The following is a 22,101-nucleotide window of genomic DNA, read 5'->3' on the forward strand; positions in this document are numbered from 1 at the left end:
CGGAAAAGGAAAGTCAGATACATGCGGCACCTCTCACAGTAGCATCGGTAGCTGTCTCAAGCAGCCTAGAAGCTATATCGTCAAAAAACCGGATACCTGTAACAACTTATCGAGCAACTAGCGTGGCGGGTATGGATCCAACTAAGGCCAGTATTACCTTGGTGCAACAAGATGTTCAGGTTCAGTGTCGCAAAGGTATGGAAACTGCATAGCGGGTTTCACTGCCAATTTGATGACAACCCTATGAAACGGCTTTCCTTTATTTCGACGAGGCTTACACCTTCGGCGCTCAGCAAAGCTCTGATCGGCTTCATTGCCCTGGTCTGTCTCTCGTTGATCCTGGCCACCGCCTGGCAGATGAACCAATCCAAGCTGGAGCGCGTCGCCACTGCCAGGATTGCGGTGTCCAATATTGTGCTTGCCGCTGAGCAGCAGGCTCAGGACACCCTGCAGCAGGCTGACAATACGCTGCGTGACCTTGTCGAGCGGGTGGAGCAGGATGGCGTCGCTGGCGAGCAGCAAAGCCGCTTGACCAGGCTGATGGCCCAAGACCTTATCAACGTCAAAGGGCTTCAGGGGCTGTTCATCTACGATGCTCAAGGCAACTGGGTCGCCAATTCCTTTGCCAAGGGCGTACAGACCAGAAACAACGAAGACCGCGCCTACTTCATTTACCACCGCGACAACCCTGACCCGTCCATTCATGTAGGGTCCATTGTCGAAAGCCGCAATACGGGGGATATGATCATCCCGGTCAGTCGGCGTATCAATGCGGCGGATGGCAGTTTTGCAGGCGTTGCACTGGCCACGGTGCCGGTGACTTATTTTCAGGCGTTTTTCCAGCGCATGGATGTAGACGACAAGGGTGTAATCTTCCTCGCTCTGAATAATGGCGACCTGCTCGCGCGGCGGCCCACGTTAACCGCACTGATGACCACCAATGTGGCCAAGGGCGATATCTTCACTCGCTATCTGCCGTACAGCGACAGCGGCACCGCGGTGATCAACTCCGTGGTGGATGGGGTGGAAAGGATCTACGCCTATCGGCGCGTGTCAGGATTACCCATCGTCGCCGCTGCCGGTATCTCCTGCCAGCATGTGCTCGCGCCCTGGTGGATTTATGCACAGCGGTCCATGACCATTACCGGCATCATTACCCTGGCGCTGGTTTTTCTGGGCGTCCTGCTGTACCGGCAAATCCAGCAGTTGATCACTGCGGAGGGTGAACTGAACAGCGCCAGAAACGACCTGGAGATCATCGCTCACACAGACAGCCTGACGCACCTGGCCAATCGACGCTGCTTCGATACGGCCTTGCAGCAGGAGTGGGGGCGGGCGAGCCGGAATGATGCAACCATCGCAATTATTTTGCTGGATATTGACTGGTTCAAACAATACAACGACACCTACGGTCATCTACAGGGTGACGACTGCCTGAGGCAAGTGGCGGGGCTGATTGGCAACAGTCTTGACCGGTCTGGGGATATTGCAGCACGTTACGGCGGCGAAGAGTTTGTCATTCTGTTGCCTGAAACCGACCTGGCAGGCGCGCTGAGACTTGCGGAAAAGATCAGATCATCCATTGAAGCCAGTTGCATAGAGCACTCGTCCAGCCCGCTGTGCAGGCTGAGCATCAGCTCGGGCGTGGTGGCGGTCAACGCAGCAGAGCAGAATCGGCATACCGCTGCGCTGGAGGAAGCTGATCGACTCCTTTACCTGGCCAAAACCAAAGGGCGTAACCGCGTCGAAGGTCGCTTGATTCAAGGGTGGCAAGCAGATAGCCATTTTGCCAGGGTATCCAGCGCTTCTACCTGATGGTCAATAGAGTGTCACGGATCTGTACCTGCACAGGGTTGCTATCAACAGGTTCGGCAAACCAACGTGCGTCGCGGCAGGCGCAACGTCAGTCTGACGGACGGCTACCTCCCATGCGTTCGCTGATTGCCACCGCCGTTTGCAAAAGCCGCCTGGCCGCCAGAGTCTGCGTCTCGTCGTTCAACAGCGATCCCGGCCCAACCACGGTGATCACGCCCACCAACTTGTCGCCCATTGCGAACAGCGGTGACGAGGCTGCGTTTATGCCCGGCATCAACAAGCCCTGAATCTGGTGCACGCCAGTGGTACGAATCTGCTCGACATGCTGCTCGACCTCACGCAACTGCCCGGCGTTCAGCAAAGGCACTTCCTGTTCGCGAAGCGCAGCGGTTTCGCGGTCGTTCAGAAAGCTGTCGAACACCAGCCCGGTAGACGAACCAAGCAGCGGCAGCACCGAGCCGATCTGCGTGACCAGCGTCACCGCACCCATCGAGGGCTCAACATAGACCACGGTCGGGCCCTTGTTGCCCCATACCGCCAGAAAGCAGGTCTGGTTCAGCTCATCGCGCAGGCTGGCCAGCCAAGGTGCCGATACCTTGAGGACATCCAGCTTGCCAAGCGAAGCCAGTCCCACCTGTAACGCCTCGCGGCCCAGCCCGTAGTGATTGTTGACGGCATCCTGTTCGGCAAAGCCACTGGCAATCAGCGCCTGCAGATAACGGTGAACCTTGCTGGCAGGCATGCCCAGGTGTTCGGCAAGTCTCGATAAGGATGTGGCAGGGGAGAGTTCGGCGAGCGCCTTGAGCACGCCCAGCCCGACTTCGGCGGCCTGGACCTTCTGCTGACGTCCGCCTGCGGGGCTTTCGGTTTCCTGGGTCATGGAGTGCTGTGCGCCGATCGGGAAAGGCAGCTTTATAGCTTGACCGGCTGGCAAACTCAAATTACGTTATGCGTAATCCGCTTACGTTAAATTATGTTTCTTCCTGTCTCTGCCCGACCCCATAACAACAAGAGGTCCAGATGGCTATCCACTCCAGTTCCGAAGCGTTGGTTTATCAGTCGGGCTTCGGCAACCAGTTCAGCAGCGAGGCGCTACCCGGGGCCTTGCCGATTGGCCGGAATTCGCCGCAGAAGCATCCGCTGGGTCTGTATGCCGAGCAGTTCTCGGGCACCGCTTTCACGGTCGCGCGTAGCGAAGCCCGACGTACCTGGCTGTATCGGATCAAGCCGTCGGCCGCCCATCCGCGCTACCAGCGCATGGATCGGCAGATGGCCGGGCAGGAGCAGGGGCCGATCAACCCCAATCGGTTGCGCTGGAATGCCTTCGATATACCGGTCGCACCCACCGATTTCATCGACGGTCTCATCCCCATCGCCAGCACCTCGGCGGCGGAGCAGGCTGACGGTGTCAGCGTTTACCTGTACACCGCCAATACCTCCATGCAGCGAGCTTTCTTTAGTGCGGATGGCGAATGGCTGGTGGTGCCCCAGCAGGGCCGGCTCAGAATCGTCACCGAACTGGGCATGCTGGACATCGAACCTCTGGAAATCGCCGTCTTGCCGCGAGGGCTGAAGTTCAGCGTGCACTTGCTCGACAGCAGCGCCCGTGGATATCTCTGCGAGAATCATGGTTGCGCCTTGCGCCTTCCGGAACTGGGGCCGATCGGCAGCAACGGGCTGGCCAATTCACGTGATTTTCTGACCCCGATCGCCTGGTTTGAAGACAGTAGCCAGCCTATGCAGCTGGTGCAGAAGTTCCTCGGTGAGCTGTGGTCGACGCAACTGGAGCACTCACCGTTCGATGTGGCGGGCTGGCACGGCAACAACGTCCCGTACAAGTACGACCTGCGGCGTTTCAACACCATCGGTACGGTCAGCTACGATCATCCGGATCCGTCGATTTTCACCGTGCTGACCTCACCGGGAGTTATTCACGGCCAGGCCAATATTGATTTTGTGATCTTTCCACCGCGCTGGATGGTGGCGGAAAACACTTTCCGCCCGCCGTGGTTCCACCGCAACCTGATGAACGAATTCATGGGCCTGATCGACGGAGCGTACGACGCCAAGGCCGAAGGCTTCATGCCCGGTGGCGCTTCGTTGCACAACTGCATGAGTGCACACGGCCCCGATAATGTCACCGCCGAAAAAGCCATTGCCGCCGAGCTGAAACCGCACAGGATCGACAACACCATGGCCTTCATGTTCGAGACCGGAAAAGTCTTGCGCCCCAGTCGCCACGCACTCGACTGCCCGCAACTGCAAACTGATTACGATGCCTGCTGGAAGGATATGGCCAGGACATTCACCAAGGAGCCACTCTGATGACGACCGTGCTGAATCGTCGTAGCTGGGTCGAGTCTGCCAACGGGCATGTCGATTTCCCGCTGCAGAACCTGCCATTGGGTGTGTTCAGTCATGGCCAGACCGGTGCGCGTGGCGGGGTGGCCATAGGCGACTGGATTTTCGATCTGCGCGCAGCAACGGACTCCGGGGTGTTTCAGGGACCGGCCGCCGAGGTTGCCGAAGTCGCCAGCCGCGACCAGCTCAATGATTTCCTTGCGCTGGGCGCCGCCGCGCGCCAGGCATTGCGCGCCGCCTTGTTGCAGTTGCTCGATGAAGACAGTCCGCAACGCGACAGGCTGCAGGGCGTTGCCGGTTTGTTGCTGCCGATCAGTGAGTGCACCCTGCACATGCCCGCTCGGGTGGGTGATTACTCGGACTTCTACGTCGGTATTCATCATGCGCTGAATGTCGGCAAGCTGTTTCGCCCGGACAACCCGCTGCTGCCCAATTACAAATACGTGCCGATCGGCTATCACGGCAGAGCGTCGACCTTGTGCCCCTCCGGTACGGCGGTGCGGCGACCCAGTGGACAAACCCTGGCGGCAGGTCAGGAGTTTCCCGTTTTCGGTCCCTGCAAACGCCTCGATTACGAGCTGGAACTGGGGGTCTGGATCGGGCCGGGGAATGCGCAGGGCGAGGCCATCGGGATCGATCGGGCTGCCGAGCACATTGCCGGGTTGTGCCTGCTCAACGACTGGTCGGCGCGTGACATTCAGGCATGGGAATACCAGCCGCTGGGTCCGTTTCTGTCCAAGAGCTTTGCCACCACGATCTCGCCCTGGATAGTGACCGCCGAAGCCCTTGAACCGTTTCGTCGCGCCCAACCGCCACGCCCGGACGGCGATCCGCAACCGTTGGCGTATCTGCTGGATGACCACGATCAGCAGGGCGGGGCGCTGGATATCGAGCTGGAAGTGCTGCTGCTGACTGCACAGATGAAAGACGCCGGGCTGGCGCCTCACCGGCTGGGTCTGAGCAACTCGCTGAACATGTACTGGACAGTGGCGCAGATGGTCGCGCATCACAGCGTCAATGGCTGCAAGTTGCAACCGGGCGACCTGCTCGGCACCGGTACGTTGTCCGGCCCCCAGGAAGGTCAGTACGGCAGCCTGCTGGAGATGACCGCAGGCGGCAAACAACCGGTGACCTTGCCCAATGGTGAAGAGCGAATGTTCCTGCAGCGTGGCGACGAGGTGCTTCTGCGTGCCCGTTGTCATCGCGAAGGGCACGTCTCGATTGGCTTTGGCGAGTGCCGCGGCGTTGTGCTCGACTGAAAATACCGTGCTCGACTGCTTCAGCGTCAGCGGGTTATTTCGTACCAGCCGAGAAACATGTCCAGCGTCGATTCGACCACATTGTGCTGCTCCTCGGGGGTAAGCATTGCAGCACTGAACGTTACCTGCGGCCAGAACGCGAACGACTTGAGCAATGCGTGCATTTGCGTCGCGGCAAAGGCCGGGTCGACCGGTTTCAGGCGGCCGTCCTTCTGCGCGGCGCGAATCCAGGCACTGAAGGTTTCTTCTCGTTCATTGATACGCGCCATCCACACCTGTGCCCGCTCGGGCGAGTGAATGGTCGCGCCTACCACCACGCGGGCCAGGTCGAGAAAGTGACTGTTGGTCAGGTTGCGCATCTTGCCCCACAGCAGTTCCCGCAACTGTTCGCGCAGGCCGATCTGCGGGCGGAAAACCACTTCGGCCTGCGGCGGGGCGCAGCTCCAGAGGCGTTGCAGCATCTCGGCGAACAGTTCTTCCTTGCTGGGGAAGTGGTTATAGACCGTACGCTTGGAAACCTCGGCCCGCGCGGCGATCCGGTCCATGCTGGTGATCTCGAAGCCACGATCGCCAAATTCGGCAATTGCCGCCTGGACGATGGATTCGCGTTTCTGATCGGTGAGGCGCATGGGTTCGGTCATAGGTTCGCTTCAAACGTGCGTTTAGAGAAAATTACACTCAGCAGTTTACTTGTCGCCAAGGATCATGCAAGCTTAAAACTACACCGTGTAGTGTAAAACACTGTTACATATTTTCCCTCGGGCATCCTGCAACAGGATCACGTACGAAGTATGCACAGCTGGAGCCTCAACCTGCCCCCAGGAGTCAGCGAACCATGGCCTCGACACATCAGAAAAAGGACGCATCTTCACTGCCTGTCTTGTCCCGTCACGAAGGGCGATATCGCAATCACGCGACGATGAAGCCGTCGAGTCTGTGGCGCACGCTCGCTATTTTCTGGGATCAGGTATTCCACAAGCCCAAGGACACACGCCCGGCAGGGGAAATTCCGGTCCAGCCGCTGTCGCGTCAGCAATTGCTGGCTGCACCGAACAACACGGTGTATCGCCTGGGGCATTCGACCGTGCTGCTCAAACTGCGTGACCAGTTCTGGCTGACCGACCCGGTGTTTGCCGAGCGTGCCTCGCCCGTGCAGTGGGCGGGCCCGCAGCGCTTTCATCAGCCGCCGATCAGCCTCGAAGAGTTGCCGCCGATCAAGGCGGTGATTCTTTCACACAACCATTACGATCACCTGGATCGCATGGCCATCAAGGCGCTGGCCGACAAGACCGAGCACTTTCTGGCGCCACTGGGCGTGGGCGATACGTTGATCGAATGGGGCGTGCCTGCGCACAAGGTGCGTCAGCTGGACTGGTGGCAGTCCACCGAAGTCGCGGGCATCGAGTTCGTCGCCACGCCCTCGCAGCATTTCTCGGGGCGCACGCTGCTCGACAGCAACCGAACCCTGTGGGCGTCCTGGGTGATGATCGATGGCGATCAGCGGATCTTCTTCAGTGGCGACAGCGGTTACTTCGATGGCTTCAAGACCATCGGCGAGCAATACGGGCCGTTTGACCTGACCCTGATGGAAACCGGCGCCTACAACGTCGAGTGGCCCGATGTGCACATGCAGCCCGAGCAGACGCTGCAGGCGCACCTGGACCTGCGCGGTCGCTGGTTGCTGCCGATCCACAATGGCACCTTCGACCTGTCAATGCATGCCTGGCACGAGCCGTTCGATCGCATTCTGGCTCTGGCCTGGGAGCAGAATGTCTCGATCACCACGCCGATGATGGGCCAGCCGTTCTATGTGCAATACCCGTGTCGCGGTCTGACCTGGTGGTTGGGCGTGGATGAGGTGGCTGAGTCCGAAACCGAGCCGGCAGATGGCGCAGAATCCTGCAGATGCCGTCGGCAGAACGCCTGAAAACCACCTGTGGTAACGGTGAACTGATTTTTAAATGGCAAGGCCCAGATTTTGATTTGTCCCCTGAGCATGCGCCCGGCCTAATCGTGACCTCGATAGCAGTGGTGACGGTATGCAGATACGTAGCTCGGTGGTTCAGAATATTGGGTTGATGATCAGTGTCCTGCTGGTGGCGTTGAACCTGCGTCCGTCGATGGCCGCGGTCGGTCCGTTGCTGGTGGCGATTCGTCTGGACATTCCGCTGGGTTTCGGGACGGCGTCATTGCTGACCATGCTGCCGGTCATGACCATGGGACTGGCAATGTTTTTCGGCATGGGCATCGCTCGTTACCTGGGTTCGTATCGCAGCATCATGCTTTCACTGGCGCTTATCGGTCTGGCAACTCTGGCGCGTCTGTTTCTCGATTCTGCTGCGGAACTGATTCTCAGCGCTGTGCTGGCGGGTCTCGGTATTGCCTTGATTCAGGCGCTGATGCCCGCGTTGATCAAATCGCGCTTCAAGTCCGACGTTTCCTTGTGCATGGGCTTGTATGTGACCGCAATCATGGGCGGCGCCGCGCTGGCCGCTTCATTCAGCCCTCTGCTGATGGGCAGCAGCGGCAGTTGGCGCTTCGGCCTGGCGGTCTGGTCGCTATTGGCTCTTCTGGCATTGTGCTTCTGGTTTGCCCAGCGGCACGTATTGCGGCCTGACGCGTCAGCCGCTGCAGGTCTGCGGCAGACCTTCTTCCACACGCCTCGGGCCTGGATGCTGGGGATTTTCTTCGGCCTTGGCACGGCGTCCTATACCTGCGTGCTGGCTTGGCTGGCGCCGTATTATCTGGAGAATGGCTGGAGTGAGCAGAGTGCAGGGCTGCTGCTGGGCTTTCTGACGCTGATGGAGGTCGTATCGGGTCTGCTGGCTCCGGCGTTGGCCAACCGCAGTCGCGATAAGCGCATGGCGCTGGTTGTGCTGCTGATGTTGATGATGATTGGCTTTGTCGGGCTGATTCTGATGCCGCAACAGCTGGGCCTGCTGTGGGCATGCCTGCTGGGGTTGGGGATCGGCGGTCTTTTTCCGATGAGCCTGATCGTATCCATGGATCATTTCGATGATCCACAGCAGGCGGGCAGCCTGACGGCATTCGTGCAAGGTGTGGGTTATCTGATTGCCAGCCTGTCGCCGCTGCTTGCGGGAGTGATTCGTGACCTGACGGGCAGCTTTGAAGGGGCGTGGTGGTCACTGATGACGTTGGTCGCGATCATGCTGTTGATGGTGGTGCGACTCGACCCCCGACGTTATGCTGATCATCTGCGCAACGCACTCGGCGAACCTGTAATCACTGGCAGGTAGGCGGCATGATCGCATTTTGATGCTATCTTGTGCGCGTTGACCTGACCGCCTGGTCACAGCGCCAGCGAGATACCCTGATGCTTAACAGTAATGCCCTGAGAAAGCTGGACATGCAGGACCTGATGGTCTTTGTCTCGGTGTACGAGCAGCGCAATCTGACCCTGGTCGCGGAAGCGTTGCATGTCAGCCAGTCGACGGTCAGTTATTGCCTGAAAAAGCTGCGTGCGAACTTCGAAGACGATCTGTTCATCTGCACCCGCAATGGCATGCGGCCGACCCGCAAGGCGCTGGCCATGCACGACCATGTGCAGCAGATTCTCCGCTCGGTCAATCTGTGCCATAACGGCCTCGACCTGTTCGACCCGACTCGTGCACAGACCACCTTCACAGTCTGCGCCCCTGAGTATTTCGAGCTGCTGGTATTGCCGCATTTGATGCGTGACTTTGTTGCCGCCGGTTTCTCGGTGACGGTCAATGTGCAGAAGCTGGAGAAGCAGTTGCCTGCCGAGCAATTGAACGATGGTCTGTTCGACCTTGCCCTGTGCTTCGGGCCTGGGTTTCACCGAGTCCCGGACAGTCTGATTTCGCAGGTATTGATGGAGGATGATCTGGTTTGCGTCATGGACTCCCGGTTTGCGCCGCTCAGCGCCCTGATCGACCTTGAAACCTTCATCCAGCATCGTCATGTCTATCCGACGCCGTGGACGTCCGACACCAACATGGTGGATGGCTGGCTGCAGCGGCAGGGGCTGGAGCGCAACATCGTCGCGCGGGCCAACAGCTACCGGGCGGCCTTGCAATTGCTGGAAGGCACCGATTTCATGCTGGTGCTGCCACGGCGCATTCAGACGCTGCTGGGTAATGAACTGTGGATTTCAGTTTTCGAACTGCCGCCTGACCTGCCAGGCTTCAGTCTGGACATGCTGTGGAGCGCCCAGGCGGATCGAGACGAAGCCAGTGGCTGGCTGCGTGAACAAGTCGTGAAGGTGTGTGCCGAACGCGGCCTGCTCTGACGCGGTGTCAGTTGCCTGACTTGTCTTTCTGCGGGTCGGGTGAGGTCGCAGGTCGAGCCTGTTCACCCTGCTGATTGAGCTGTTTGTTCTTCTCGCCCACTTTGCCGGCGTTTTCCGGCTTGTGATCGAGGTCTTCGCGTTTGGATTCATCGGCCATGACCGTACTCCTTCTTGTTGGGGTGTGTGGTTATTGGTCAGTGTGGCGTGGGCAAGATTCGATTTAAATGACGCGCGGTCCTTTGCCCGATGCTGATAGCGTCGAACGCCGAACCGCGCAAACCGATCAGTTCAGCAGAGTGATCAGGTCTTTGGCCGCCTGCGCAGAGCTGGCCGGGTTCTGGCCAGTCACCAGTTTGCCGTCGGTCAGCACGTAAACGCCCCAGTCCTCAACTTTGGAATAGTCACCGCCCAGTTGCTTGAGCGTGTCTTCGACCAGAAAAGGCACGACATTGGTCAGGCCGACCGCTTCTTCTTCACTGTTGGTGAAGCCTGTGACGCGGCGACCTTTGACCAGCGGCCGGCCGTCCGGCGCTTTTACGTGACGCAATACGCCAGGTGCATGACAGACCATCCCGTGTGGCTTGTCTGCCTTGGCAAAAGCCTCGATCAGAGCGATGGAGTTCTTGTCTTCAGCCAGGTCCCACAGTGGGCCGTGACCGCCCGGGTAGAACACAGCATCGAAATCGGCAGCATTGACGTCAGCCAGGCGGCCTGTGCTGGCGAGCGCTTTCTGAGCTTCAGCATCTTTGGAGAAACGCTTGGTGTCTTCGGTCTGAGCGTCTGGCTCATCGCTTTTCGGATCCAGCGGTGGTTGACCGCCTTTCGGAGAAACCAACGTAACGTCGGCACCGGCCTCTTTGAACGCGTAATACGGCGCGACGAACTCTTCTAGCCAGAAACCGGTTTTCTTGCCGGTGTCGCCCAGTTGGTCATGGGATGTCAAAACCATCAGGATTTTCATGTGCATGCTCGTCTTTGAAGGGTTGAGAGGGTGTAGACAGGCGAAAGCCTCAAGTGTTGTGAGAATTTTTACGACCTGAACGAGCAGGGCCGGATGTCGACACAATGACTTGCGTCGACATCCGGCCCTGTTTCATCGCTGTGTTGAAGAGACGTCACATGAGGATCATTGCTCTTTGGTCAGATCCACCAGCGGCTCTTTGCGCACTTCGGTCTCGCGACCGTCCTGAATGTGCTTGACCTGCCCAAGGGCTTTGTCGACCGCGCCCTTGTCAGCCAGCAGGCTGTAGCTGATCTGGAACTGACGTTGCTCTTTTGGGGCAATGGTTGGCACCAGATTCAGTGGGCGCTGGAAGCGACGGTTATAGGAGAAGCTGGTCCCCGGTTCCAAGCCGGTGACGTAGCCCTGGCCTTTGGTGTCGGTGTTTTTCCACAGCGAGAACACCGGCAACTGCTTGGTATTGAAACCGACCGACACACCCAGGCTGCCAGCCTTGTTGTGCAGCACGGTCAGCGTGTCACCCTTGGCATCACCGTAGGGCACGATGTTGTAGACCGTCTCGTCGTAATCCGGCGTCGGTGCGCGGTAGGTCTGCCAGTCGCCCAGGTCACCCTTGGCTTTTTCATTGAATGGCGAAACCTGTTTGACCGGTGCTTCGAAACGCGCCCCTTGCTCGAGGAACGGCGTGCTGAAGTTGCTGTGGTACAGCGCCTGGTATTCTTTCGGATAGTCGCCATTGTTGGTCAGCGTATCGTTGAGCGAAAAGCTCGTGCTGCCTGGCTCGGTGACCAGTTCGGTCTGCACCGAGAAGTCGACCTTCTTGAACGCCTGCTCCTTCAATTCACCCTTGAGGCGAATCGCGTAAGGCGGTTTTTCGTCGATCTGCAGTGTCACCTTGCTCGCCGGAATGTTGGCGGCACGGCCGTGCAGGGTCAGCAGTTCGCCGTTATCCATGCCCGGATGGCCCACCCACTCATAGCCGCAGCGAGTCACCAACTCGTTGAAACCTTCCAGCCAGCCCAGTCCGCCGCGTCCATTGAGCTCGATGAAGGCCGGATTGACCACGTCCTTGACCGGCGAATCCCAGCCCATGCGCACATCGCCGACTGATGCCTGCAGCACGTTCATGCCGCGGGTCGGGACGACTGACAGCTTCATCGTGCCGTTGTCGATATCGATGATGCTCACGCCTTCCTGACGACCGCCGTGCAGCGTACGCATTGTGATAGTGAACGGCTTGTCGGTCTTGACGCCCAGTTGCTGGCTGGTGATCTGCTGATTCTGCGCAGCCTTGTCGGTGTCGAGCAGCACGTAATCCCAGGCAAACACACTGGAAGCGGCTGTGAGGGCGCTGAGGCCCACGAGCAGGGGAAGGGATTTCATGGTGGTGGTCCTTCTGTAATTATTGGAATTATGGCGTTGCGTATCGTCTGAGTAGCCATTTAACGCCGAGTTAAACGATTCAGCAATGGGCTGAGTCCAGGCAAAGCGTTTTTCAGTCGCAATGGCACTGACGGCACAGACTGCGAGGTTACTTTGGCCTCATCAAAATGACTCGTCGAACCTCAATCCACCTCCCGGCATAGAACCGCTGTGTGACGCGGAGCGTCACGAACTGCATTCCCACGCGGAGCGTTGGAACGATAGTCAATGTCATGCCGTGTACGCAGCCGCTGCCGACGCAGTGCTTTTCAAGCGCGATGGCACTGACGACGCAGAGTGCGACGTTAGTGACGGCTGAATCCTGGCGCTGATCCGGGGTAGCCTGGCAGGACGCCAGGCTAGCCGCATTCCCACGTGGAGCGTGAGGAACGAGAGGTGCCTCGGCCCAGCATAACCAGGCACGTTAAAGCCACGATCATTGAGAGCCCGACGACTGCCCTCTAACCTGATCGAGAGCGGGCTGCCAGGCCATCGCCTCACCCAGCAACTGCTCGATCTGCGCATGCTCCCAGCCACTGAGCAAGCTCACCGGATCGGTGCGCAGCCAGCTTTCGAACGAGCCTTCCCGACCCTGCGGGCAGCGACATGCGCGACAGCGGGTCGGGGTGCCTTCGGTTATTTCCAGAGTCAGCAGCCAGCCCTCGATCTCGACCTGCTGCAGCCCGGAACCGGACGGCGTGCCGATTAGCTTCAGCGACCGCGTACCCATTGCAGCATCGCGCAGTTGTTGATACACCTCACGAGTCGTCAGCGCTTTCACAGGCGTCCCTCAATTCCATTTTGCTGAGTAAGGCAGGATTCCGAATCATGCCGGTTAGAGCAGACATGCGAGGCAGGCGCTTCAAAACGTTGAAGGCGCGCCAAACAGGCTTTCGATCTCGGGCCGGGTCTGGTTGATCGCACCCAACTGACGGATCAACTGGGCCTGCCTGCTGCCACGCACGCCGGCAGTGGTCATCAGCGCATCGCGCACGTAGGTGTAGACACCGCTGACACCAAACGGTGTGATGTAGCGAACATGCTTGCTGAGGCCTTGGGTGATCGTCTTGAAGTGCTCGCTGGCGTAATAGGTTCTGCGCGTCCAGGCCGATTCGAACACCAACTCCATCATGACGATATTCAGGCGCGACTCTTCGACCTCGTGATTAACATCCGGCGCCGGTGGTGCAGGCTTGGCGTTATCGTAGGGTTGTGCAAGGTGCAGGCGCAGTTTCAGCACGGCATCGGAACTGGCCATGTCATGGGCGAGTTGCTCAATGGCTTTGCGGGCCGCAGGCAGGTCATCGCTGGCGAGATGAAAGTGCAGATGCATCTTGTCCTGCGCGGCGGTTTCGTTGGGGATCGGGTCGGGCAGACGATCCACCAGGGTGCTGGAGCCATCCGGAACGTCGTAGGCGATGGTTTCCTCGAACATGTTCTGCTCGTCGGAGAACAGCAGGGCACTGGCATCCTTGAATTGTTTCTGCGCTTCGGCGGACAGAAAACCGATCTCGACGCCACCATCCAGCACATAGCCCGGCAATGCCGTAACGCCTTCGATGACTGGCCACAGGTGGCCGTCCTTTTCGCGCGTCAGGTGATGCTGAACATACCAGCCCAGGCCTTCAAGCCTGGCGCACAGCGGGCCATGAACGTCGCGCCAGTAAGTCGCAAACAGTTCATGGGGAACACCCGTCTTGCGCAGCACGGTGGTGTAGGAGTTGATAACGATGTTTTCATCGCGAGCGGCGTGGTTGCCGGAAAAGGTGCTCGCGGAAAAGACTGAGTTGGGCATGAAGGCTCTCTGTCATGAAGATATTCCTCTCAGGCGCCTCGTAACAGAGGTAAGTTCAAGGAAACTTACCGGCGGACACCCCCTTGTGCGGCGATGCAAGGCGAGACGAACAGATGACCCCGATAGGCACCGGCCAGCGTCCGTACCGACACGACCGACCACATCAGCGCCAGCAGCGCGACGAGCCACGTGCCAAACACATCAAACAAGCCCAGATGCAGGGTAGCGCCGAGCTTGAGCGTCGCCAGCGCATACACTCCGAGCGGGAAGGTGAACGCCCACCAGCCCAGATTGAAGCCGATGCCCTGTTTCACGTAGCGCACCGTAATCAGCACGGCCAGCGCCATCCACCACAGACCCAGCCCCCAGAACAGCGTACCGACCAGCACACCGATGCCTGCTGCCACCGTGCCGATGGATGCGAGGCCGTGGGCGGCGAAGATGGCCGGGGCGTCGCTGCCCATCACCAGCATGCCCAGTGCGCCCGTACCGATGGGACCGAGTGCCAGCCAGCTGGATGCCGCCATGCTTTCATGGGGCAGTTTGTGCAACGCCAGGCGCAACAGCAGAATCACCAGAATGCTCAACGCCACGGGCACCGAATAGGCCCACAGTACGTAGCTGGTGATCAGCACCGTGAACTGCGAGTCAGCGGCCGCAAGATGCGTCGTCAACGATCCCCCGCAGGCTGCGGCGACTTCTGCTGCCACCACCGGTAACAGCCAGACAGCGGTCATCTTCTCGATGCTGTGTTCCTGACGGGTGAACATCATGAAAGGAATCAGCACGCCGCAGGCCAGGGCCATTGCCACGTCCAGCCACCACAAGGCTTCGGCAACCGGCACAATGGCGCTGCCCCAGCGCGCCGGTCCGAACACCAGCAGGCCATTGATGATGGTTGCCAGGCCCATGGGGATGGTGCCGAAGAACATCGACACGGTGGAGTGCCCGAAGACCTGCCGTGCTTCATCGAAAAACAGCAACCAGCGGCTGGCGTACATCACGCTGAACAGCGTGAACAGGGCGATGTTCAGGAACCACAACGCTTCGCCCACCGCGCGCAGCGAAGCAGGGCCACCCGGCAGTTGAGCCAGCGCCAGCGACAGAATCCCGGTACCCATGGTGACCGCGAACCAGTTGGGAGTGAATTGTCGGATCGCCTCCAGCGGGCTGGTCAGTGCTGCGAAAGGGGCGTTGCCCTTGATGAGGATTGCGAGCCTGCTCATGACAGTCTCCTGCTGATGGTTTCGGGACGTGCCATCAGTCTACGGATCGACAGTCAATCTTCTAAACGGGTAATCTCTCTCATCGTTACCTGTTTTTCAGGTAGGTTTGTTCCGTGAGAGAAGAACGCCTTGAGAATCAACCTGCGGCAATTACAGATTTTTTGCGCGATCACCCGCTGTGGCAGCACCACCAGCGCAGGCAGCGCTCTGGCGCTGTCCCAGTCAGCGACCAGCGCGGCATTGAACGAGCTGGAAAGCGCGCTGGGTACGCGTTTGTTCGACCGGGTGGGCAAGCGGCTGGTTCTCAATGACAGCGGGCAGACACTGCTGCCCCGTGCCATGAAAATGCTGGAAAACGCCCAGCAGATCGAAGACAGCTTTCTGTTGCCCGACGCGGCGCTGAACGCTCGCCTGCGCATCGGCAGCAGTAGCACCATCGGCAACCACGTGGTGCCGCAGATCGTCGGGGCACTGCGCGGCTCGACGCCGCACCTGCGAATCGATGTGGACATCGGCAACAGCGCGCTGATTGCTCGCAAGGTCGCGCAGTTTGAAATCGACATGGGCCTCATCGAGGCACCTTGTCATCTGCCGGAGCTGATCGCCGAGCCGTGGCTGGTGGATGAAATGGTCATCGTCGCCGGCTGCGCCCATCCGCTGGCCGGGCAGGAACACGTGTCGCTGGGCGAACTGCAGAGCGCCGAGTGGCTGCTGCGGGAGCAGGGTTCCGGGACGCGTGAAGAAGTCGAACACTTGCTGCTCAGACATTTGCATGACCTGCAGGACATGCGCCAGGTAGGCAGTTCGGAAGCGATCATGCGCACTCTCGCTCAAGGCATTGGTATCAGTTGCCTGTCCCGTCGTGTGGTCGCCGACCTGCTGGCGAGCGGGCAGTTGCGCACGCTTGCCAGTCCGTTGCCGCCGCTCAATCGTCGGTTCTTCATGATTAGGCACCGCGACAAGTTCATCTCGCCGAGCCTGGAGCGCTTCAGGGAAGCCTGCCGCCAGGCCGCCGATCAGGCGTACACGTTGCGCCACGGTTTGAGCCACAGTGCCAGCCCGACCAGCAGTAGCGCGCCATAGACACAGCTCAGGGCCAATTGCAGCCAGGTGTCGTGCAATGGATGCAGCAGCAGGGCGGCGATAGCCATCAGCAGGCCGGCCAGCAACCAGTGGCTGCGCCACGGCAAGACATTCAGCAATGCCTGGCGGCGCATCAGCAGCACGCCGGTGACCAGCGCGCCGCCCAGCGCGGCGAGGGCAATGCCGGTCAGGCCGACTGTAAAAGGCAACAGGCCGAGCAGCAGCGCATTGCACAGACTGCCGATCAGCTCGCAGTTGAGCGGCAGGCGCGTGTCACCGGCAGCATAGGCATAGCGCGCCAGCAAGGCATTCCAGGCACCGAACATCAGCGGTACGGCAAACCAGGCCAGCAGCCCCGGTAGCGGCCCGCCCTGGGTCTGATCAGGCAGCAACAGTGTCAACAGCGCCCCGGCCGCGCCGATCAGCCCGGCTACCGCCGGCAAGGTCAGCAATGTCGCGCTGCCCAGCCCGCGTTTCAGCAGCAACAGGCGCTGATCGCCAGCACTGCCGCTCATCAGACCGAGCAACACCTGATTCAGGCTCATCAAGGCAATCAGCGGCAGGTTGATCAGCTTGCGCGCCAGGTTCACCCAGGTCACCGCGCCCTCGCCGAGCAGCGAAGCCACCATGCGCTCCAGCAGGGCAAGCCCTTGGCTGGCCAGGTTGCTGCTCAGCAGCGGGCCGATGCGCTGCAACAGCTCACGTATTGCGCCAGCTTCCGCGTGCCACTGCCAGGGCCGCCAGCCCGAACGATACAGGGCTGGCAACAACACACTCGGCATCAGCACGCTACCCAGTACGCATGCGCTGGCCAGCCCGGTCGACGTCGAGGCATGGCTGAACGTGGCGAGGTAGATGACCGGCGGCAGGTTGAACAGCAGCGAGCCGAGCCCGGCCAGCACGAAGCGCGAGCGAGCCTGCAGCGGTACGCAAAACAGCGCATGCAGCATGAAGCCCGGTGCGCACCATGCCAGCCAGCGCAGGCCGCTGGCAGCCTGCGCGTAGCCATCGGCGTCCAGCCCCGGACCGATCAGCCGCACCAGCCCTCCGGCGCCCAGCAGCAGAACGACGCTCACTGCCACGCCAGTCAGTAACAGACGCGGTGCCATGCCTCCCAGCCAGCGCTGTTGCCGTTCAACGCTACGCTGCTGATAAAGGGGCAGGGCGGCAGCGCTGAGCAAGCCTGCCGCAAGTGACATGCGCAGCGCCTCGGGCAGGAACATCGAAACCAGAAACGCGTCGCTCTGGCCTCCGGCACCCCAGGCCGCCACCAACAGCCATTCGCGGGCAAATCCGGCAGCCAGCCCGGTGAGGGTGGCCAGTGTCAGCCAGAGTGTCGAACCCAGCATCGCCTGCGCTTCTGATCAGTGAAACAAGGTGAACAGGCCTTTGCCGCCCACCTTGTAATTGAGGCCACGGGCGCGCTCGCCCTTGATCTCCGCGTTCGGGCCACTGACGATGGCGTACGGCGGAACCGGTTTGGAGACCACGCTGTTACCGCCCACGACTGCGCCTTCGCCGATGTCGGCGCCGAACGAAAGCAGCGCCCGGCTGCAGATCCAGGCGTAGTCGCCGATCAACACCGGTCCGCCTACTGCCCAGAATTCGGGTTCGTTGAGATCATGTCCGCCGGCGATGATCAGCACATGCGAAGCGATGGTGACGTGATCGCCGATCACCAGTCCGCCCCGCGCGTCCAGCTGGCAGTGCCAGCCCACCGTGCTGTCATTGCCGATGCGCAGGCTGTCGACGCCCAGTACTTCGGTATTGCGCCAGACCGTCGACCCCTTGCCGATCTTCGCGCCGCCGATGCGCAACCACAGCAGGCGCAGGGTATGACTGGGGACCTTGCAGATCAGGATGTTGTAAGCCTGCTCCCAGGTCCGCAACATGCGGTCGCGCAGGGTCGGCCAGTTGATTCCGTACAGTGGGATAAGGGGGCCTTTGGTCTCGATGGCCAGCAGCTTGTAAAAGCGTCGCGCCAGCGGGTGTTCGATTCTCGGCTCGATATTGAGGTAGCAGATGAACGACAGGGTGCGTTCCTTGATACGCGTTTCAAAGCACACTTCGTTGTCCAGCATCCACTGGTAGGCGGCTTCCAGCTCTTCGAGCGGCACCGCCATCTTGCGCGCGTAATCGGGCAGTGCCTCTCTGAGATTATGAGAATGCATCATGCGGTGTTTCATGAGGAGGCTCCCGGCTCGGGTGAGGCGTCAAGGTATCTGGATGGGGTGTCGGGCCTGGCGCGCAGGCGTCGGGTTTCCTGCAGGCTGATGCCGAGCAAGAGCCAGAACACTGCAACCAGCACATTGGTGAAACTGAAGTAATGGTCGAACAGACCGCTGAACAGCGCCGCCAGCACACCGGTGGTGCAGCCCAGCGCGATGGCGTTATCGCGAGTCAGTACGACCCGGCCGCTCGCGGGGCGCACTTCTTTCCACCAACTGAGGGTGATGGCGATGAACAGCAGCATGCCGGGTACGCCGATCTTGTAGATGTAGTTCAGCCACAGGTTGGAAATGCCGAACTCGGTGTAGCCCAATACCGGTGGGTCGGTCTTGAAACCGATGCCGAACGGGAACGTGGCAACTGCGTCGGGGAAATGGCTGTATTCCAGAAAGCGAATCGCGGTACTGGCGTCGTCGTCGCTGAACAGCCCCATCAGCCGGTCTTGCAGAGGCGGATAGAACATCAGCAGAAGAATGCCGGCCACCATGCCACCCATCAGCAGCCGTCCCAGGTGCGGAATGCGTCGCCGGGCCATCAGCAGCATCATCGCAATGAGGCTCAACAGCGCGCCGCGTGAGCCGGTCAGCAACAGGCCGACTGCGCCCAGTGCAGCCACCGTGAGGCCCAGCTTGCGAGCCGCGCCGCTGCGCGTCATGCCAAAGCAGAAGGCCAGCGGCAGCAGCATCGCCAGCGCACCCCCCGCCACGTTGGGATGCATCCACGGTGAGCCCATGCGACTGGCGAGCGAACGCAGGCTCTCGTTCAGGATGTCGGCACCGCTGTAGCCCAGGCTGCCGAGGATAGGAATGATTGCAGTGGCCGAGCCTTTGGTGACGTAGACCCCGATCGACAGCATCAGCATCAGCAGCGTCCCGCCGAGCAGCGCAATGATCGCGTCTTCCAGCGTCTTGAGGCTGGTCAGCAAGCGTGGCACCAGAAACAGGATCGACAGGTTGAACAGCCAGCGTATCCAGTTGATCGGGCCGTTACCCTCGGCGACGACGGTCAACTGGCCGACCAGAAACGGAAACGCACTGAACAGCATCAGCGCCACCAGCAGCCGTTCGGGGCGCAGCATGCTGGGCAGCCGATGGCGTTCCTGAAAGACTGCGTGCAGCAGATAGCTTGCCCAGGTCAGCATGATCAGCGCTTCGGACACCGTGGTGCGAATGCCGATCTGAACCGTCGAGTAGGGCAGGAAGGTTCCTAGCAGGCAGAACAGCAGCAGCCCGCGCACCGGCCGACGCATGATCGTGGCAACCGCCACGATACCGATTGCTGCCGCCACCACGAAGGGCGCGGGCAGCATCCAGATCATCACGCCGAACAGCAGGCTGAACAGCAGCCCCAGGGGCAAGGCCAGTGGCATCAGCGCAATTCCTCCAGCGCCGCGTGCACGCGCTCGCAAAAGGCTTTCAACTGGTAGCGCTGCGTCCAGTCCCTGGCAATCGCAGGATCCTCTTCGGGGGCCTGCGACAGGGTGCCCATCAACCTGATCAGATTGCCGCTGTCGACCGGCGAAAAGCGCGGGCTGTCGGGCGGAGCGACTTCGTCCAGCGAGGAGCCCGTGGCCACCGCAACCGGTGTGCCGGTATTCAGTGCCTCAATCACCGGCAACCCGAAACCTTCGCTTCTGGAGGGTTGCCAGAGCCGTTCGGCATTCTTGTAGAGTGCATGCAGTTCGGCGTCGCTCAGGCCGCTGAGCACATGCAGACCCGGTAACTGGCGCTGGGCCTCGGTCAGCGGATCATCGCCACCGACCAGTACCAGCTCCGGAGTATCGACGAATTGCATGCGCGCGGTCTGCCAGGCATCCACGAACCACTTGATGTTCTTGCGCGGTTCGCGGGTGCCCACGCACAGCCAGTAACGCAGCGGCAGTCGCAGGTGAACAATGTCGGCCGGCTCACCCTTGAAGGCTTCTACCAGCAGCGGTATGACGCGCAGCTTGGCCTTGATTCTGGGGAACAGACGCGCTGCTTCGTTGGCAGTGAATTGCGAAGGCACCCAGATCTGGTCGGCAACCTTCAGCGACCAGGCAATCGACAGGTAGTCGGTCATCCGGTAGATCCTGGCTTTCAGTTGCGAACCGTGACTGTTGTGCTGCGTGAGCTGAAACAAGTCGTGCAGTTGCAATACGTAGCGCATACCGGCCGGTTTGCGTCCCAGCGGCAGGCCCATGTTGATATTGGCCACGTAGATCTGAATACCGGCGTCGCGCAGGGCAACAGGCAGGAACCGGCCTTCGAAGCGCAGGCGATCCGGCAGTCGCTGCACCGAATTCAGAGGGGCGGCCCAGCGTGGGGTATGTATCAGGCGGCGCACCGGGTGATCGTAGGGGGCCACGCCGAACAGCTGCAATTGCACGTCCGGATGTTCACGAAACGCCTGTTCCAGTGCCAGGTTCTGGCGACCGATGCCGCTGGTGGGGTAACCGGCTGCCGCGCGGTAGTCGAGTCCTATACGCATGAGCGCAATCCTTGCTTGGAGAACGAAAAGCGGGTGTAGATCACTTCCAACTGAGCGGCCGAAACGGACCAGTCGTGCCGGGCGCGAACATAAACCCGGCCGGCTTCGCCAATCTGCTCGAGCTGCAGTGGTTTGTCAGTGTATTCAGCGATCAGTGTTGCCAGGCCTGAGGCATCCTCGCTGCCCAGGTAATGTTCGCCATGCTTCACCGCCAGACCGGAAACCCCCTGTGCGGTGGTCACTACCGGCAGGCCGGCGGCCATGGCTTCCAGCGTCTTGAGCTTGGAGCCGCCACCCTGGCGCAGGGGCGCGAAGAATATCGAGGCAGTGGCCTGCAATGCACGCAGGTCAGGAACAAAACCCAGCCATTCGATACGCGGGTCAGGCCAGCGCTCGCGCCAGGCCGAGGGCATACCGAAGCCGCCGATGGCAAAACGTACATGGGGTGCCTGAGCCCAGACCTTCGGCATGATCTCGTCCAGCGCCCATTCGATGGCGTCGACATTGGGGCCGTATTCATAATTGCCGATGAACAGCAGGCGATGGCTGTGACGGTCCGCATGGACGCTGGCGTAGTGATCGCAGTCGACACTGTTGACCACATAGGACGTGGCCCTGCCGCTCAGGCGCGAAAGCGCCTTGGCATCGTCCTCGGTGACGGCGATCAACTCGCCGGTCTGACGAAACACGCGGGTTTCCCAGCGCCGGTAGCGCCAGCGGTCATAGACCGCGAAAGCATTGGCCCAGCGCGGCAGACGGTCGTAGCTGGCGGCACCCAGGTCCGATTCGACATTGTGTTCGGTCAATACGAAGGGTTTGCCGGAACGCTTGAGCGCGCGCTCGAAGGGCTGAAAGGCATAGGTGTGCTGCAACTGAATAATGTCCCAGTCCTCCTCCAGCAACTGCTCGAAGACCTTTTCCAGGTGCGGCGCGTAGCCGTTCACGCTGGCCAGCATCGGTGGCGCTGCGAACGCCACAGCCAGCACCGTACGCAGGCTGAGCAGCGGGCGGCGATCGATCACGATCAGGCGCTCCAGCCAGGGCTCCAGCGCCGCGCGTGCGTCGTCGTCCAGCGGGTTCTTGGACTGCACCAGCAGCGTGATGCGATGACCACGCGCTGCCAGGTTGCGCAGCAAATGGTATTCGCGGGTCTTGCCGCCACTGGTGGTGGGCCAGGGCAGGTAGGGTAGCGTCCACAGGATTCGCATGGC

Annotated in this window: 20 protein-coding genes; 7 read left to right on the top strand and 13 right to left on the bottom strand. The window is 60.5% G+C overall.

Going from position 1 to position 22,101, the window contains the following annotated elements; genetic code table 11:
• Window positions 1–243 precede the first annotated feature (243 nt).
• Window positions 244–1,815 carry a sensor domain-containing diguanylate cyclase gene (locus BLR20_RS14210; RefSeq protein WP_032611643.1) on the top strand — a complete coding sequence of 524 codons (1,572 nt, stop codon included), beginning with the start codon at window positions 244–246 and terminating at the stop codon, window positions 1,813–1,815.
• Window positions 1,816–1,903: 88 nt separating this feature from the next.
• Here the strand turns inward: BLR20_RS14210 and BLR20_RS14215 are convergent, their stop codons facing one another.
• A complete protein-coding gene (locus BLR20_RS14215; protein WP_025991139.1) occupies window positions 1,904–2,695 on the bottom strand; it encodes an IclR family transcriptional regulator in 792 nt (263 codons plus the stop codon).
• A gap of 140 nt (window positions 2,696–2,835) precedes the next feature.
• Between BLR20_RS14215 and hmgA the strand changes: the two genes are divergently transcribed.
• On the top strand, window positions 2,836–4,140 hold the full coding sequence (gene hmgA / locus BLR20_RS14220) for a homogentisate 1,2-dioxygenase (protein ID WP_054993075.1): 1,305 nt from the start codon (window positions 2,836–2,838) through the stop codon (window positions 4,138–4,140).
• Window positions 4,140–5,435, top strand: coding sequence for a fumarylacetoacetase (fahA, locus tag BLR20_RS14225; protein ID WP_054993074.1), 1,296 nt, complete (start codon window positions 4,140–4,142; stop codon window positions 5,433–5,435). Before hmgA ends, fahA begins: the two co-directional genes overlap by 1 nt.
• Window positions 5,436–5,461: 26 nt before the next feature.
• Here the strand turns inward: fahA and BLR20_RS14230 are convergent, their stop codons facing one another.
• Window positions 5,462–6,076, bottom strand: coding sequence for a TetR/AcrR family transcriptional regulator (locus tag BLR20_RS14230; RefSeq protein ID WP_010438684.1), 615 nt, complete (start codon window positions 6,074–6,076; stop codon window positions 5,462–5,464).
• Window positions 6,077–6,270: 194 nt separating this feature from the next.
• Here BLR20_RS14230 and BLR20_RS14235 point away from each other — a divergent pair, with 194 nt between their 5' ends.
• From BLR20_RS14235 to BLR20_RS14245, 3 genes are all read left to right on the top strand, one after another.
• Complete coding sequence (locus BLR20_RS14235; protein WP_032611634.1) at window positions 6,271–7,362, top strand: MBL fold metallo-hydrolase; 1,092 nt, start codon at window positions 6,271–6,273, stop codon at window positions 7,360–7,362.
• Between the two features lie 112 nt (window positions 7,363–7,474).
• Window positions 7,475–8,692, top strand: a complete 1,218-nt coding sequence (locus tag BLR20_RS14240; RefSeq protein WP_032611632.1) for a cyanate transporter — start codon at window positions 7,475–7,477, stop codon at window positions 8,690–8,692.
• Window positions 8,693–8,769: 77 nt separating this feature from the next.
• Complete coding sequence (locus tag BLR20_RS14245; RefSeq protein WP_032611696.1) at window positions 8,770–9,705, top strand: LysR family transcriptional regulator; 936 nt, start codon at window positions 8,770–8,772, stop codon at window positions 9,703–9,705.
• A gap of 7 nt (window positions 9,706–9,712) precedes the next feature.
• Here the strand turns inward: BLR20_RS14245 and BLR20_RS14250 are convergent, their stop codons facing one another.
• The 6 genes from BLR20_RS14250 to BLR20_RS14280 form a co-directional block, all read right to left on the bottom strand.
• Window positions 9,713–9,862 (bottom strand): hypothetical protein, encoded by a 150-nt coding sequence (locus BLR20_RS14250; RefSeq protein WP_002554136.1) that lies wholly within the window; start codon window positions 9,860–9,862, stop codon window positions 9,713–9,715.
• 126 nt (window positions 9,863–9,988) lie between these two features.
• Complete coding sequence (locus BLR20_RS14255) at window positions 9,989–10,666, bottom strand: type 1 glutamine amidotransferase domain-containing protein (RefSeq protein ID WP_032611630.1); 678 nt, start codon at window positions 10,664–10,666, stop codon at window positions 9,989–9,991.
• A gap of 165 nt (window positions 10,667–10,831) precedes the next feature.
• Window positions 10,832–12,049: an aldose 1-epimerase family protein gene (locus BLR20_RS14260; RefSeq protein WP_010438692.1), complete on the bottom strand. Its 1,218-nt coding sequence runs from the start codon at window positions 12,047–12,049 to the stop codon at window positions 10,832–10,834.
• 475 nt (window positions 12,050–12,524) lie between these two features.
• Window positions 12,525–12,869 carry a DUF7693 family protein gene (locus BLR20_RS14270; protein WP_054994314.1) on the bottom strand — a complete coding sequence of 115 codons (345 nt, stop codon included), beginning with the start codon at window positions 12,867–12,869 and terminating at the stop codon, window positions 12,525–12,527.
• An 81-nt stretch (window positions 12,870–12,950) separates the two neighbouring features.
• Window positions 12,951–13,883: a hypothetical protein gene (locus BLR20_RS14275; RefSeq protein ID WP_054994315.1), complete on the bottom strand. Its 933-nt coding sequence runs from the start codon at window positions 13,881–13,883 to the stop codon at window positions 12,951–12,953.
• 65 nt (window positions 13,884–13,948) lie between these two features.
• Window positions 13,949–15,109 carry a TDT family transporter gene (locus tag BLR20_RS14280; RefSeq protein ID WP_054994316.1) on the bottom strand — a complete coding sequence of 387 codons (1,161 nt, stop codon included), beginning with the start codon at window positions 15,107–15,109 and terminating at the stop codon, window positions 13,949–13,951.
• Window positions 15,110–15,238: 129 nt separating this feature from the next.
• Between BLR20_RS14280 and BLR20_RS14285 the strand changes: the two genes are divergently transcribed.
• Window positions 15,239–16,192, top strand: a complete 954-nt coding sequence (locus BLR20_RS14285) for a LysR family transcriptional regulator (RefSeq protein WP_054994317.1) — start codon at window positions 15,239–15,241, stop codon at window positions 16,190–16,192.
• On the opposite strand, the gene BLR20_RS14290 is transcribed toward BLR20_RS14285, so the two are convergent.
• The 5 genes from BLR20_RS14290 to BLR20_RS14310 are packed head-to-tail and all read right to left on the bottom strand — an operon-like array spanning window position 16,126 to window position 22,098.
• A complete protein-coding gene (locus tag BLR20_RS14290) occupies window positions 16,126–17,541 on the bottom strand; it encodes a lipid II flippase MurJ (RefSeq protein WP_054994318.1) in 1,416 nt (471 codons plus the stop codon). The two genes, BLR20_RS14285 and BLR20_RS14290, sit on opposite strands and share 67 nt — an antisense overlap.
• Window positions 17,542–17,556: 15 nt before the next feature.
• Entirely contained in the window at window positions 17,557–18,378 is an 822-nt protein-coding gene (locus BLR20_RS14295; protein WP_054994319.1) for an acyltransferase, read from the bottom strand.
• Window positions 18,375–19,790: an O-antigen ligase family protein gene (locus tag BLR20_RS14300; protein WP_054994320.1), complete on the bottom strand. Its 1,416-nt coding sequence runs from the start codon at window positions 19,788–19,790 to the stop codon at window positions 18,375–18,377. The genes BLR20_RS14295 and BLR20_RS14300 overlap by 4 nt, the downstream gene beginning before the upstream one ends.
• Entirely contained in the window at window positions 19,790–20,890 is a 1,101-nt protein-coding gene (locus BLR20_RS14305) for a glycosyltransferase family 4 protein (RefSeq protein WP_010430881.1), read from the bottom strand. Before BLR20_RS14305 ends, BLR20_RS14300 begins: the two co-directional genes overlap by 1 nt.
• Entirely contained in the window at window positions 20,881–22,098 is a 1,218-nt protein-coding gene (locus BLR20_RS14310) for a glycosyltransferase family 4 protein (protein ID WP_032611613.1), read from the bottom strand. The genes BLR20_RS14305 and BLR20_RS14310 overlap by 10 nt, the downstream gene beginning before the upstream one ends.
• Window positions 22,099–22,101 lie beyond the last annotated feature (3 nt).

It is taken from the genome of Pseudomonas congelans, from assembly GCF_900103225.1.
GTDB classification, from domain to species: domain Bacteria; phylum Pseudomonadota; class Gammaproteobacteria; order Pseudomonadales; family Pseudomonadaceae; genus Aquipseudomonas; species Aquipseudomonas congelans.